Origin of the sequence: Xylocopilactobacillus apis, from assembly GCF_033095965.1 — a bacterium.
Lineage (GTDB): Bacteria > Bacillota > Bacilli > Lactobacillales > Lactobacillaceae > Xylocopilactobacillus > Xylocopilactobacillus apis.
In genome coordinates, this window is sequence record NZ_AP026801.1 from 1,525,246 (window position 1) to 1,538,479 (window position 13,234).

Sequence of the window (13,234 nt, forward strand, 5' to 3'; positions counted from 1 at the left end):
TTTTTTTAGTATTCCGTCATATTTATTTTGTAGTTATGTGACCAGCCTGGGCCCCCGTGATACCAAAGTGCGCCAGTCTGTGCGTCAACCCTGATATAAGCATTTCGATTAAAAAGCCAAATGATCTGACCATCGACGGCGAGGTTGTTTGTCACATTGGCATCGCCAAAGACCTTCAAATTTCCGTGCTGATAGTCCGACCCGATTTGGATGTGTGGACTGTCACCGGTCAGTGTCATACCCCAAGGAGAAATATCAACATTTGAACTGCCATTTGAAAGAGTGACGTGCTCAGCACCGATCAGATTGATGCCTCTCAGTTCGCCAGTCGTGATCTTTCCTGCGTCCAAATTTGCTATCTTAGAACTTTGGATTATCGCATCATCGATCAAGGTCTGACCCGTGATGTGGATCATATCACCGCCAAGATTGACTTGGGACGTACGACCGTCATTACTCAGCTGGATATAGGCATCGTTATAAGACGTTGCCGACCCAGCAGATAGTGTGATCCGAGCCAAGCCATTACTTACCGATTCACTAATTCGTGCCGTCAAACCGTTGTTGTTTGCGGTAATTTTGGCATCAATTAAATCCGGAAGTTGGGTGATCTGACTTTGGACGCGATTTAGATCGCTTTGAGTTCCAGCGAGAGCATGGTCAAAGCCTGTTACTTGTGTTTGGATTCCTTGGACTCCCGCTCTAATGGTCGTGATCTTGTCACCATGGTCACTGACAGCCTCATAAAGCTTTTGTGCATTTTCAAAACCCGCCGCTCTAATCTCATCGTCTGCCTCCTTATTGGCCTGCTTGACTTGATCTCTGAGTGCTGTGTCGTAGCCTTCCGCAAACATTTGCACCCAGTGACCTTTAATCTTAAGCCACATGATACACGGCTTGTGCGGGTCTTTACTGATCTGGAAATACGTATCTCCGTCTTCACCAATTGCATCACTCGGTGGATTTTCGCCATAGTAAATCGTACTTTTACCGTCAGCCGAGATCTGCGCGTGCGTGGCTTGACCTTTAGCGTCATCAATTTTTGACTGAGTCTCGGTCAGCTTGTTGTCTACCGAAGTGTTGACCGTATTCGTGACTGTCTTACTTACCTCGTCTGCATATCTTTGTAGCTGGTGGGTGATAGTCGCAGGGCGATTACCTATCGTGACACTTGCATTACGCTTGTTGTTTCCGTCCCAGTTGACTTCGATCACTTCACCTTTGACATGCACGTCAAAGGGTTCAATATGGACAGTGACAATATCAAAAAGACCGACGTGCGATAAGTTCGCAAGTTCGCCGGTCATTTCCTGGTATGATACTGTGATTGAATAGTTGAGCTTCCCGATATGGTTGTCAATGATATAAGCGTTCGTGACTGCTCTGAGTTGCTCGACAGTTTTCACATTGTACTCTGACGCGTCAAACGCTACTAAGCGTTGTCTTTCGTATTTATTAGCGTCATATCCTGTGATGTAGGTTTCAGGCAAAGTAACCGTCACTTCTTCGATTGCATTTTTGTTTTCGTTGGTAAGATCTTGTTCTGGTTCTTTCGGCTCAACGTCAGTTGGCTGTTTAAAAGTGATGTAGCTCCCGTTGACCCACTGATCTTTTCCTACGCAGTACCACGTACCATCTCCCGCTTCCGCTTTTGCCAAAATTTTCCACTGAGTCCCGGAGTTAAGATACTGACCAGTCTTGTGCTGATACTTTCCTGGTGTCGTCCAAACAGGAATTTTGCCGGATGGATTCTCTTCTTCTTTGTCATCCGGGGCTTTTGGCTCGACGTCCCGTGAGTCAGAAAAACTGAAATCCTTCCCAAGTACCCACTGGTCGTTTCCGAGGCTGTACCATGTTTCCGCACCTTCCGTTGTCATCGCAAAGATTTTCCAACGCGTGCCCTTCTTAAGTACCCGCTTTGTTTTCTTACCGTAGTGTCCTGGATTAGTCCAGACCGCTGTTCCTTCGTCAGCACTTACAGTACCAAAGCCAGTCACCGCATTGTAGATATAATCCCCATTTTTGCTAAAAGTGACGTACTGTTCATCAATCCATTGATTAGTACCAAGACAGTACCATTTATGACCTTTCTCGTCGGTCGCTTCCTTACTTACCTTGTAGTACTTACCATTTGATAGGTAAGTTCCCGTCTTTGACTTTGGATTAAAAGGCGAGTTCCAGATCGCCACACCACCACGACCCGTGTACTGGACAGTCAGGACACCGATATCACGAGTGACTCTTCTTTTGCTCTCTGGGTTGTCGAGATTATATCCGACCGTCCCAATCCCTGTACACTTAGTAGCGATGTAAGCTCCGTCTTTGTCAAAAGTGAGATAGACTGCGTCAATCCACTGATTAGTGCCAAGACAGTACCATGTATGACCTTTCTCCCCACCATCATCGACTACTTTAAGCACCTTGTAATAAGTGCCGTTTTTAAGTTTTTGACCTGTCAGCTTTTGATCGCTAAAAGGCGTGGTGTAAATCGGTGCACCCGTCGGTCCGACGTACTGGACATCAGCTACCCCGTCATAGTCTTTGATCTTTTTAGGATCAGGCTTGGCGGGATCATTTGGATCACCCCCGCTGTCCGTTTCTGGGTCGGGCGTGAATTTCGCAAAGGGTACGACACCCGTGTAAGTATCAGTAAGCTGATCTACTTCTTGATAGCTCAATACATTACTGCCATACTCGACAACAAGCCCAGTATCGCGTCCAGCCGAGTGCTTGAAATTGTAATTGTAGTTATCAAAAAACCACTCTCCGTAAAAAAGCGACTTCATTGAATCATTATCATTCCCAAACATCAGATCCTGGATCTGCTTGCCGTCCGTCATCAGCCAATTCACCGAAGCCGTATCAAAGATATCAGTATTGATTGTGGCTTGTGGTAAAGGCTCCGCCAAATTGTCCAGGACATTATGAAAGATTGAATCGGGCGTTGAGTTGACCAGCTTGACGTCTTTGCTTAAGACATCCGTTGAGATATCAGCAGAGATGTGGGTCGCTGTGATCGTAAACATCGGCTGAGTATCGTCCGAGATCACGGGCTCAATACTATCGATTCTGAAAAGCTGTCGGTGCCAAGTCCAGCCCGCATCCGCCATGATGACGTATCCGAGCTTAAGCTGTTTAGCAAGTCTCCCGGATGACGGATAGTTCATCGTAAGGACTGGGAAACCGTCTGACGCTGCCTTAATGCTCCATGTAGCTTCGACAAACTCACCTAAGCCACCAGTGGTCAGATCATCGCTTGCTTTAGTGTAAAGTTTTGGGTAGTCTAGAAAATCCGTCGCCATAGTGGCATCACCTCCAAACTGCTAATCCCACCACCAGCTGAGATACTGATCGTACTATTTTTAGGCAGGTACGGATAGTGCTCGAACTGAATGTTCGTTGTTGCTAAGTTCCCTGAGCTGTCCCAAACCTTTCGAGCCGTGGAATCAATGTACAGATCACCACTCACTCCCGTCAAGTTATAACTCGTTCCGTTGATGTTGATTGAGCAGTCTCCGCTTCCACTTAAATGGAAACGCGGAAGTGCGTCATAGTTTTCGCTATTAAGCAGTTGTGCGCCACCGCCAACTTGTAAATACTGGTCACTACCCTCCACAAAAGCATAGGGCTTTAAATGGAAGGTGAGTGCAAAATCTCCAATTATCGACATGTGTCTTTTCAAGGAGTCTACATTATAAGGAAGCGCCCAGAAAAAGTAGTCTGGATAGAGATTTGTTCGAAGCTTCTTGTAGTCGTCAACTTCACTTACCCAAGCCACGACATCAGATGACTTCTTTAAAATATCTTTTTGCATTCTCTCAATCACTAAGTTAAAAGTTTGTGTCACGGGCGCGTACTTGTCCTCGATGTGTGCAATTTCGTTTGATGTACCTGGGATTGAGACATAATCAATTTGCTTTTGAGGATGAACCCACTCAAAACCATCAAGATTAAGGGTCAAGCCTAAGTCTTTACTCGACCGACCATTAAATTCCACCCAATCCGTCAATAAGTGTGTATTAGACATTTAGGCCTCTTTTCTGTTGTCCCATCGTTTTTGCTAGAATTTTTTGCATTGGTTGAGAAATACCTCTTGCTAATTTATTGCCATCGAGATTGACCTGCGTTGTAATATCAATCTTGCCCGCCAACGCGTCAATAGTTTGAGCTGGATCGTTAAGCAAGATTTGCTTAAGTAGCGTGATGACCGTGTCAAGCTTGTCACCAAGTGAGCTGTCATCAGTGCTAGCACTCTTGTTGAGCCCATCACGACTCGCAAAGATCGACATCGTCCGACCGAGAAGCTCATAGCCACGAGAGCTTTTCAAGCTGTCAAGTGGTATTGCCATTTCTGGTCCCGCTTCGCCAAAAATTGAAGGAGTTGACGCGATCCCGCCGTTTGCATATCCATGACCATGACCAAGGAAAGCTAAGTTACTTCCGTATCTTTGCTTAGCATAGTTAAGCGCAGCCAAGATGTTGTCAAAGCCATTCCAGATGTCGTGATGCCCTGGAAAAGCATACGCATTAAAAGTGCTGTCGATTGTCTGCATCAGCCCTTTTGAAGGGTGTCCAGCAAGTGCATTGCTGTCCCAGAGATTAATTGCGTGTGGGTTACCACCCGACTCTGTACTGATCTGAGAAAGAACTACCCCCGCCAGGCTTTCTGATAACCCATTCATTTGAAGAGCTTGAAGTACGAAAGGTCGCCAATACTCCGCACCCATCGCGATTCCTGCCGTTGGTGCATTTGTGCTGGCCTTTTCTTTCTCTTCGTCGTCGTGTTTCTTTTTAAGTGGAGCCAAGTGCGACTTGAACCAGTCCGCCACCGGCTGGAGCATTTTGTCGATCATACCGTGCGCCAGTTCGCCAAAACTGCCAAGACTGTCGAACATGCCCGACACGGCATTGCTAATCATTTTCGTGACGTTCCCAAGTGGATCTTTCAAGAATTTCGTCATTGCATCCCACTTGTCGCCGATCCACTTACCAACATCTTCGGCTGTACCTTTTGCCCAGTCAATTGCTCCACCAACGGCCTTACCAATCCCCCGATAATTCCGCCGCCAGCATAGTGCTCGATACCGAAAGTTTGCATGATCTGTTTAGTTTCAAAACCGTTATATACTCTGGTGCCTTCTTCTAAAGGCATAATTTCATTTTTCTTTTGAGACATGAAGAGTTCTCCGTTAGGTCTTTGGATTAGCTCTTTCCAGTCATTACCTAGACCGTCGTTAACCATCGTCAGATGCTCTTTACCGACAGTTCCGCCTTTAGCCTTTTTGATGTAGCTCAATTTATTTAAAGCATTGTGGCCACTAAAGAAATGCCAGACACCATTGATTGCACCGATCGCGGCGTTGATGACACCAAGAACTCCATTAAAAGCACCAACCGCGATTCCTCGCAGTCCTTTCATGACCGAACTGAAAATATCACTAATAGAACCCCAAACGGATTTCCAAACGCTTTTGATTCCGTCAATTGCACTTTTGATGACATTTGCGAGTGAGCCTAAAATACTTTTTGCAATACTTACAATGCCATTAAAGACATCACTAAAGATCTTTTTGACATCGTTCCACACTGCTCTCCAGTTACCACGAAGCACATCCAATACAACCTTAAAAATGTCTTTTATCACATTAAGCGCTGATTTAACTGTTGTTTTGATGATGTTCCATGCACCGCTGACGACTGTTTTTAAGTTATTCCATGTGCTTAGCCAAACGGTAGATATTACTCTTAGCGTTGCTGTCAAAACTTTACTGATCACACTAATGCCTGCTTTTACTGTAGGACCGATGATCGCCCACTCTTCTTTAAGTCGTTTGCCCATTAGTCCCCAAGCGGTATTCCAAACAGTTGATATTAGTTTAGTTGTCACTTGAAAAGCTTTACCTAAGACGTCAAGACCGTCTTTAATAAAACTTTTGACATCTTTAAGAGCAGGACCAATTGCTTTTCCTACATCTTTAAAGACTGTTGAAAAAACTTTACTTACTGGTTTAAGCGCTTTGTCTACACTCTTACTAAAAGAGCTAAACTCTTTTAGCATCGGTGTAAGGACGGGCTTAAGTGCTTTTGCTACTGGTGAAAAAACCTTTTTAAAAGCTTCGGTTACGGGTTTTGTAAGGCTGGAAATTGTTTTTGTAACTTGCGTAAGAAGCTTCTTTGCATCAAAGCCAATTGTTTGAAGGATACCTTCTGGCTTTTGACCTTTCCCTACTTTTGTCCAGCCGTCCATAAAGCCCTTAGCTCCCTTACCACCAAGATCACCTAAGAGGTGACCAATTGTACCACCAATTGCTGCACCCGCGGGACCACCAAAAGCTAGACCAATACCACCTCCGATTAGATCACCTAAAGTACTTCCATATTTTTTAAATTTTTCGTCGGAGTTTTTAGCTTTGATAGCGCCTAGAAGATCAAACCCAGCACCAACCGCGACACCGAGTCCTCCTGCTACAGCCCCAACTTTACTCGTGGCTGTTGCCCCTTCGGATACAGCAGTTTTTACACTGCTTCCAGACCCGACCAGCTTTCCCAAAGTACCACCATCACTTCCGATAGTCGTCTTAGATATCTGCTTTAACGATCCTGCAACATTGGCAATTTTACTTGCAAAGCCCGTAATTCCCTTGATCGCGATCAAACTCGCTACCGCTTTAGCTACAAGCTCAATACCTTCTTTATTTTTGGAAATACTATCAAGTAAAGTTTTGACTTGTGTCAAGGGGTCTTTTGACTTTACCGCATTACCACTCAGTGCATTAAAAGATGAAACAATATTTTTAAAAACATCTGAGAAAATTTTCCAGACATCACTTGCAAGTGTCTTCGTAATATCCCAGATATCACCGACAATTCCACTTAAGACGGCCTTGTGTGTATTAAGGTAATTTAAAAAGCTAATCCCATAATCAGCAATCTTTTTAAGTCCTTCACCCATCGTACTTGCTGCGGTTTTCAAAACAGGACTTGATAAGATTTGTGCTACATCAGAAAGTCCCGTTGCACGGACACTAAAAATAGGTGCTGAGAAGCGTTGAGATAAATCCTCCCAAAGTCTTTTGATCTGTACCTGAGCACCACCAGCCGATTTGGCAAAAGTCGTAAAGACATTCTCGCCTTGACTCGAAGCCTTGACCATCAAGTCTTGTAGCTTTTCACCCGTGATCTGACCGTCGTTTACCATCTTTGCAAAAGTTGCTTCTGAAACTCCTGCTGCACCTGCTAGCGCTTTAGAAATTGTTGGGGCAATACTTTCAATCTTTGCCATCGCCGTTGCATTGATCTTGTCACGACTTGCAAGTCGCAAAAAAGACTTACCAAGTGCATCGACTTGCTCTCCTGACAACTTAGACGCCAGACCCACCTGCGATAGACCCTCGGTAATTTTCAAAGTTTTATTTGTATCACCGTGAGTCAAGGCATCAACTGATCTTTGAAGTGTACCTACTTCATCAGCAGAATAGCCCGTCTTAATTCTTAGGCTTTCCATCTGATTGATAAGATTGTTGATGTCAGAATCACTCTTACCCATGTTGACCCATGTAGCTTTGATCTTACCAATGGTTTTATTGAGCTCCATCCCAACATTAAAGGCTTCCTTAGCTTTGCTCGTGAAGGTACTGATACTGTTTGAAACCGCATTTCCGATCACGGTAGCACCTAGAAAACTCTTGAAGCTTGTTGCTCCTTCTTTTGCTTCTTTACTAGCTCCACCAAGTGCTTCCTTTAAGCGCAAAAAAGGCGACGACTTCACTTTACTAGTCGCCGCACTTAGTTCCGTCATGTCATTTTTAGTGGTGGCTAGCTTAGCTCCCAACTCGTTGACCCTAATTTCCTGCTTCTTGTAAGCGTCCGAAGCCTTGCCAGATTCTCTTGCAATCCGATCAAGCTCCCCCGCTTGCTTGGAGTAAAGATTTTGCATCTCAGAATAAGAAGATTTTAGAGCTGACAGTTTAGCCTTGTTGGCTTCCTGCTCTCGTCCTTCCGCTTGAAGTCTTTTGACATAAGCCTCTGAACTCGCTGAGATCTCATCAAGCTTTTTCTTAGATTCAGCGACACCTGACTCGTAGTATTTCCAACTGTCTTTAGCCCTAGTCTGCTGTGACTCCATTGAAGCAAGTTTTCGGTTCGCATTTTCGATCTGAGTACCAAATTTTGCGTAACTCTCAGCTCCACGATTTGTACTCTGATCGATCTGACCTTGCTCTTGCTTAAGCTTCGCGATGTAATCCTTTTGTTTGTTGACTGCTTGCGACAAGCCATCGTATTTTGCTTTGGCTGCTTGCAAACTGTCGCCTGAGCTTTTAAGTTGAATTTCTTCTGCCTTCCAAGCCGAGGTCAAAGAGCTTACTTCGCTTTTAAGTGACTTTAAAGTCTGGACGGGTTGACTCCCGTTAAGGTGTATTTCTGTGTCAATCGTATTTACCATGTAGTTTTCCTCCTTTCTTTATTTTTTATTGGAAGTCCATGATGTCTTTAGGACGCTTTTCACGTGGCTTAGCTTCCATCATGCGATTGAAATCGATGTAATTAATTTCATCAAAGTCTTCCGGCAAGATGTGAAGCTGGATAAAAGCTTGCTGTTTCGTGTACTCAAGATCTTCAATCATGTTTTCAAGCTCGTCTTGCGTCTGCCAAGGATTACTCGCTTTTTTGGTTGCCCTTTTCAGGAGCCTCCATACCCATAACTGCTTGGGAAAGATTCATTGCAAAAACGATACTATCCGCTATAGATAGGTCTTCAAATTTTTCTTTTTGAGCTTTTGTCAGCTTCAAAACGTCAAAAACAAAAGTGTTAGTGCTTTCCAAAAGTTCTTCTTGAGCTGTGATCATTTCTAACATCTTCAAAGCTTCTGGCTCAGTACCTTCGCTCAATTCTCTTAGCTTTACCTCTAGCTCTGCCTCTGACTTCATAAAAGACAGAGCTTTTTTTGCTATAGCTTGAGTCGGCTTAATTTCTACTTTTTTTAAGCCAACTAAAGAAGCATCAAAAACCACTTTATTTCCTTTAATCATTTTTTTGTCCTTTCTCGTCTCACATCTCTCGTCTCTGTTGCTGTTATTTATCTACTACTAAGGATTAGGTGTATTTGGGTTAGGTGTGTTTGGATTTGGGGTGTTGGGTTGTGAGTTAGAGCCGTCACTAGTAACCCCATTTTCATCTACCAAGCCATCAGCAATTCCTGGATACACTGCCTGTAGCATTTTCTTCAAATTAAAATTTGGTTCATCCTGGTACACAGTCGTGTACGGAGCACCATTTTTTGTGTTTGCTGATGGAGAATAAGTCAAAGCATCAGCGACGATATTCTCCTGTTGATTATCGGTCTGTTCGTTCTTTTCCGGCTGAGAGCACGATCCATGGAAGAAGAGTTTATACACAAACCTTCCTGTACGAAATGATCGTGTTGCGTAGATCATCGCTACGTCTGGTTTTTGACCAGGAACCGCGTCGAACCCACCATAATCATTTGCGACGTGCCCCAACATTTTTTCCACCACGTCGTACGGCATGTCATTTGCCGAGAAAGCGACCTGTGGCTGTGCCAGTCCGTAAGTTGTGTCTACTTTTTGGTCGGATCCATAAAGAGCCGTTGCTGTACCCTCTAAGCCCGTCATGTTTGCACCTACAGTACCTTTTGATGTTTCCGCGTTAACGGAGAAAATCCCGTGCGCTCCAACCCCTTTCGCTGGGTCTGATATAAGTTTTCCGTCTTTGTCGAGTAATCCGACAAGTGCGAATTTAAATCCTTTTGTTGCCATTAATTTGTTGTCCTTTCCGTGAACTGAAATATTTTTGTAAATTGATTGGTATCGGGATCAATGGTGGTCGGGCTGATCTGATTTGTAGTCCAACCCGCTTGCTCAAACTTTGAAACGACTGACTTTGTCAGTTGATCAAGTGAGAGATTCGATCCTTTGCCTAAAAAAATATTCACGGCGATCGTTTCGAAGGTGTCCTCCGTTTGATCTGATCCGTGAATACTTGTATTTAAGACGTCTGTTACCAGAGCGTCTGTTGTATTTGTTGCCGATTGCTTGTCTGACGGTATCCGCCACGCGTAAGCATTCTGTATTTCTGGTAGTTGTCTTAGCAGTCGTACTGCGTCCTGTACTGCTGTCATCTTAGTTACCTTTTATTTCTCGATACTTTTTTTCCATTGCACTCTGGACGGCTTTCTCGGATTCTTTCCGAGATCGCTCCACGAAGTGTAAGTTGGCTTCTTCTTTAGCACTCATCTTTCGTTTGCCGTTGTTTGTGATCATCGCGACAAAGTTAAAATACTTGCCATCGTAGCCAACATTTGTATTTCCCGTTTTCTCTTTTTCTGCGTCAAGTCCTGGCTCATATGTAATCATGTCGCGCATGTGCGCCTTCTTCTTTTCAGAAGCGTGTCCAGCCTGCTTGCCTTTGCTGTAGTTGACACTAGATACTGGGGTATTCTTTTTCAGATACTCTGCGTATACTTTTGCGCCAGCTCCAGTAATCTCGGCTTTTTCTTCATGCGTTACATTTACATGCTTTTGAAGACTATTGAGCCAATCATTAAGCTCTTTCGATAGGTCAGCCATTCTTTTCTACCTCGCTCACTGTCACTAGGTCATAGCTCGTTGGTGAGTCATCAACATCAGGGCTAATCGTGACGATTTTAAAGACTTTGTCTTTAAGTTGGACGTGCGTGAAATTCAGATCGTCCCAATCTTCGCGGTGATGGACCACAAAAATTCTAGTTCCCTGTAAAGATGTTCCCTGGATACTGATCTGCTGATTTTGAGTTCTAACCCAGTGGTCAGAAGCAACAGTCTTGTCAGCCACAAAGCCTTCCGTGACCAGACCATTTACATCCTCACCAACACCACCCATGTGTCCGAGCTTAAGCTTAAGATCCAATCGCATTGGATTACTCATTTGAACCATTTTCGTTGTTCCTTTTTCGTAAAAGTCGCACTCGTAACTGCATAATGATGTTATCTAAAACAAGATTGACATTAGTAACTGACCCAGTTGTAACAGCTGAAGGATTTTGATAGTAAGCAGTTGCGAGAGCTAAGACCACCGTTTTATAGATGTCTTGGTTCTCCGTGCTGTTGTAAAAATCATCATCACCACCAACCGCACCATCAACGTAGCTTTTAGCTGCATCAAGGTATGACTGGAGCTGTGCCAGCTTGTCACTATCCACGTCATCATCAAGCAACCGTAAGGATCGCTTTAGATCATCAGTCGTGATAGTCATGACTAAGGATTACCATTTCCGCCGCCGTTAGGAGCTTGTGGAGAGCTTGGTTTAAGATCTGCAATTGTCTTGAAGTTTGCTGCCGCAACTGCTTCTTTATCAACTGATTCAACATCAAACCGATCAATTACGCGGATTTTAGTTTGATCCTTAACAAAAGCATCACCAGCAATATTACTTGAAAGCAAAGACATGTGCTCGCGATCATATAAAGTAATTGCCTCTTCTAAGTTACCGAAGTAAAGAGGATGCTTGTTTCCGGTTAGATCTGGCAAGTCGCGATCCGCAATAACTGCGATTTCTTTTCCAGCGATAACATATTTATCTGGATCCGTTACACTTGGTTGGATCAAGTACCCACCAAACTCATTCTTAATCTTTGAGATGCCCGTAAAACCTGTCGCGTTTGTTAAATAGATCGACCCAGGGCGTAAAGCAGGGTCAATCGTATTTGCATAAAGATCTTTGATGTCATCAAAAGTTGTAATCGTTGGTTTGTTTGGAGAGTCGTTCAGCTTACTAACAATTTTTTGATTACGAGTCACAACAACTTTTTTTCCAATCCAACTGATCAACCAAGCCAAAATGTTTTCACTTGAATCCTTTAAAAGCGAGTTAGTAACAGTATTGATTCCTGCATATCTGTGAATCTTATATACAATTTTCATTAATGATGGCTCGTCATTATCAGGGATTGTGGCATCCTCTGCATCCAAGTCTTGGAGAGGGGTCATCGTACTAAATTTTTCATAGATTCGATCTCCTTCCATCATCGTGACGTTTTCAACGCGAACATATTGCTGAAGTGAATATAACTGACGAACAAATTGGTTGATTTTTGTTTGAATATCTTTCGGAATAGTTAATCCCGCGCCTACACCTGTAACTGGATCATCTGAACTTGTAACTAGGTCACGATACTTGGGGTCACCAGTTAGCATTCCCCTAACCGCGTCAATAAATTTTTTATCTTCCTTATTTTTGATAGGTGTTACCGGAACTTGTGGTTCAATCTTTTCTTCATTTTTTGGTACCTGCTGACTTGCACCCAACTCATCTAATTGATTCTTAATCGCGTCCCGTCTCTTCTTAGCTTCGTCTCGCTTTCCAACTAAAGCAGTAAAATCCTTAGAGTCGGACTCGTTATTAAAAAGAGCGGCATTGATTTGATTATCAAGGTCGCTCACGGTTTGACCAGCTTGAACCCAAGCTGTATTTAATTGATTAATTGTTACTGTTTGCATTTACTCTGCACCTCCATTTTTGTGCAATAAAATAGCCAACTTTTCATCAAAAAGTCGGCATTCTTTTTTGTCCTGAGGCTTCTCAGGTTCTTCATTTTGTATTAATTCTTGATATTTCTGGGCTTGTGCCATTAAAGTTTTAAATCTATTTATCACTACTGGATTAACAAGTCTTTCGGTTGAATTTGTAAAGACGGGTTGCTTATCATCGACAAACATGATTGAATCCGCAAAACCATAGTCCACGGCTTGTTGAGCCGTTAGCCATGTCTCTTTCGTCATCATGTTTAAAATCTTCCCCTCGTCCATGCCTGTTTTACTTACATAGGCATTAACAATTGATTGGTCGATACCGTCAAGTACTTCTGCTTGATGCTGGAAATCATCAGCATTGCCATAGTCAACACCATAGACTGATGCTTTATGAATCATGATCTGCGCTGTCGGAGAAATCTCGACATTGTCTGCCGCCATTGCAATTACTGAAGCAGCCGAAGCAGCTAAGCCTTGAATTTTAGCAGTGATCTTTCCACCAGAATAATTTTTTAAAAGTGTGTAAATTTCAGATGCTGCAAAAACATCACCGCCATTACTCGCCACATTTAAAGTGATATCATCAGTAGCATTTGCCAAAGTATCTTCTACGACATTTGGGCTGATGTAGCTCATTCCAAAAAACTCATAAAAAGAGGACGAGTTGCTATCGACAACATCGCCCTTAATATTAATTTCTGTCAT

At 43.5% G+C, this 13,234-nt stretch carries 13 protein-coding genes; all 13 read right to left on the bottom strand.

Features of this window, described 5'->3' with window-relative positions; genetic code table 11:
• Positions 1 to 5: 5 nt before the first annotated feature.
• From R8749_RS07205 to R8749_RS07265, 13 genes are read right to left on the bottom strand one after another with little or no spacing between them, the layout of a single operon-like run.
• Complete coding sequence (locus R8749_RS07205) at positions 6 to 3,302, bottom strand: phage tail spike protein (protein WP_317695434.1); 3,297 nt, start codon at positions 3,300 to 3,302, stop codon at positions 6 to 8.
• Positions 3,284 to 4,027 carry a hypothetical protein gene (locus R8749_RS07210; RefSeq protein ID WP_317695436.1) on the bottom strand — a complete coding sequence of 248 codons (744 nt, stop codon included), beginning with the start codon at positions 4,025 to 4,027 and terminating at the stop codon, positions 3,284 to 3,286. Before R8749_RS07210 ends, R8749_RS07205 begins: the two co-directional genes overlap by 19 nt.
• Positions 4,020 to 4,961 carry a lytic transglycosylase domain-containing protein gene (locus R8749_RS07215; RefSeq protein ID WP_317695438.1) on the bottom strand — a complete coding sequence of 314 codons (942 nt, stop codon included), beginning with the start codon at positions 4,959 to 4,961 and terminating at the stop codon, positions 4,020 to 4,022. Before R8749_RS07215 ends, R8749_RS07210 begins: the two co-directional genes overlap by 8 nt.
• Positions 4,958 to 8,443 carry a tape measure protein gene (locus tag R8749_RS07220; RefSeq protein ID WP_317695441.1) on the bottom strand — a complete coding sequence of 1,162 codons (3,486 nt, stop codon included), beginning with the start codon at positions 8,441 to 8,443 and terminating at the stop codon, positions 4,958 to 4,960. The genes R8749_RS07215 and R8749_RS07220 overlap by 4 nt, the downstream gene beginning before the upstream one ends.
• A gap of 25 nt (positions 8,444 to 8,468) precedes the next feature.
• The gene (locus R8749_RS07225) at positions 8,469 to 8,624 is read right to left on the bottom strand and encodes a hypothetical protein (RefSeq protein ID WP_317695442.1); all 156 of its coding nucleotides are present in this window, start codon (positions 8,622 to 8,624) and stop codon (positions 8,469 to 8,471) included.
• Between the two features lie 31 nt (positions 8,625 to 8,655).
• Positions 8,656 to 9,030, bottom strand: a complete 375-nt coding sequence (locus R8749_RS07230) for a phage tail tube assembly chaperone (RefSeq protein WP_317695443.1) — start codon at positions 9,028 to 9,030, stop codon at positions 8,656 to 8,658.
• 57 nt (positions 9,031 to 9,087) lie between these two features.
• Positions 9,088 to 9,777: a phage tail protein gene (locus tag R8749_RS07235; RefSeq protein WP_317695445.1), complete on the bottom strand. Its 690-nt coding sequence runs from the start codon at positions 9,775 to 9,777 to the stop codon at positions 9,088 to 9,090.
• Entirely contained in the window at positions 9,777 to 10,139 is a 363-nt protein-coding gene (locus tag R8749_RS07240; protein ID WP_317695448.1) for a DUF806 family protein, read from the bottom strand. Before R8749_RS07240 ends, R8749_RS07235 begins: the two co-directional genes overlap by 1 nt.
• A 1-nt stretch (position 10,140) precedes the next feature.
• Complete coding sequence (locus R8749_RS07245) at positions 10,141 to 10,587, bottom strand: HK97 gp10 family phage protein (protein ID WP_317695450.1); 447 nt, start codon at positions 10,585 to 10,587, stop codon at positions 10,141 to 10,143.
• Positions 10,580 to 10,933 (bottom strand): phage head closure protein, encoded by a 354-nt coding sequence (locus R8749_RS07250; RefSeq protein WP_317695452.1) that lies wholly within the window; start codon positions 10,931 to 10,933, stop codon positions 10,580 to 10,582. Before R8749_RS07250 ends, R8749_RS07245 begins: the two co-directional genes overlap by 8 nt.
• Entirely contained in the window at positions 10,917 to 11,252 is a 336-nt protein-coding gene (locus R8749_RS07255) for a head-tail connector protein (protein ID WP_317695456.1), read from the bottom strand. The genes R8749_RS07250 and R8749_RS07255 overlap by 17 nt, the downstream gene beginning before the upstream one ends.
• Before the next feature lie 2 nt (positions 11,253 to 11,254).
• Positions 11,255 to 12,496, bottom strand: coding sequence for a phage major capsid protein (locus R8749_RS07260; RefSeq protein ID WP_317695458.1), 1,242 nt, complete (start codon positions 12,494 to 12,496; stop codon positions 11,255 to 11,257).
• A complete protein-coding gene (locus R8749_RS07265; protein ID WP_317695461.1) occupies positions 12,497 to 13,234 on the bottom strand; it encodes a head maturation protease, ClpP-related in 738 nt (245 codons plus the stop codon).

Coding starts and splice junctions, on each gene's coding strand:
- R8749_RS07205 (WP_317695434.1), bottom strand. CDS start 3,302: ATGGCGACGGATTTTCTAGACTACCCAAAACTTTACACTAAAGCAAGC.
- R8749_RS07210 (WP_317695436.1), bottom strand. CDS start 4,027: ATGTCTAATACACACTTATTGACGGATTGGGTGGAATTTAATGGTCGG.
- R8749_RS07215 (WP_317695438.1), bottom strand. CDS start 4,961: ATGACGAAATTCTTGAAAGATCCACTTGGGAACGTCACGAAAATGATT.
- R8749_RS07220 (WP_317695441.1), bottom strand. CDS start 8,443: ATGGTAAATACGATTGACACAGAAATACACCTTAACGGGAGTCAACCC.
- R8749_RS07225 (WP_317695442.1), bottom strand. CDS start 8,624: ATGATTGAAGATCTTGAGTACACGAAACAGCAAGCTTTTATCCAGCTT.
- R8749_RS07230 (WP_317695443.1), bottom strand. CDS start 9,030: ATGATTAAAGGAAATAAAGTGGTTTTTGATGCTTCTTTAGTTGGCTTA.
- R8749_RS07235 (WP_317695445.1), bottom strand. CDS start 9,777: ATGGCAACAAAAGGATTTAAATTCGCACTTGTCGGATTACTCGACAAA.
- R8749_RS07240 (WP_317695448.1), bottom strand. CDS start 10,139: ATGACAGCAGTACAGGACGCAGTACGACTGCTAAGACAACTACCAGAA.
- R8749_RS07245 (WP_317695450.1), bottom strand. CDS start 10,587: ATGGCTGACCTATCGAAAGAGCTTAATGATTGGCTCAATAGTCTTCAA.
- R8749_RS07250 (WP_317695452.1), bottom strand. CDS start 10,933: ATGGTTCAAATGAGTAATCCAATGCGATTGGATCTTAAGCTTAAGCTC.
- R8749_RS07255 (WP_317695456.1), bottom strand. CDS start 11,252: ATGACTATCACGACTGATGATCTAAAGCGATCCTTACGGTTGCTTGAT.
- R8749_RS07260 (WP_317695458.1), bottom strand. CDS start 12,496: ATGCAAACAGTAACAATTAATCAATTAAATACAGCTTGGGTTCAAGCT.
- R8749_RS07265 (WP_317695461.1), bottom strand. CDS start 13,234: ATGACAGAAATTAATATTAAGGGCGATGTTGTCGATAGCAACTCGTCC.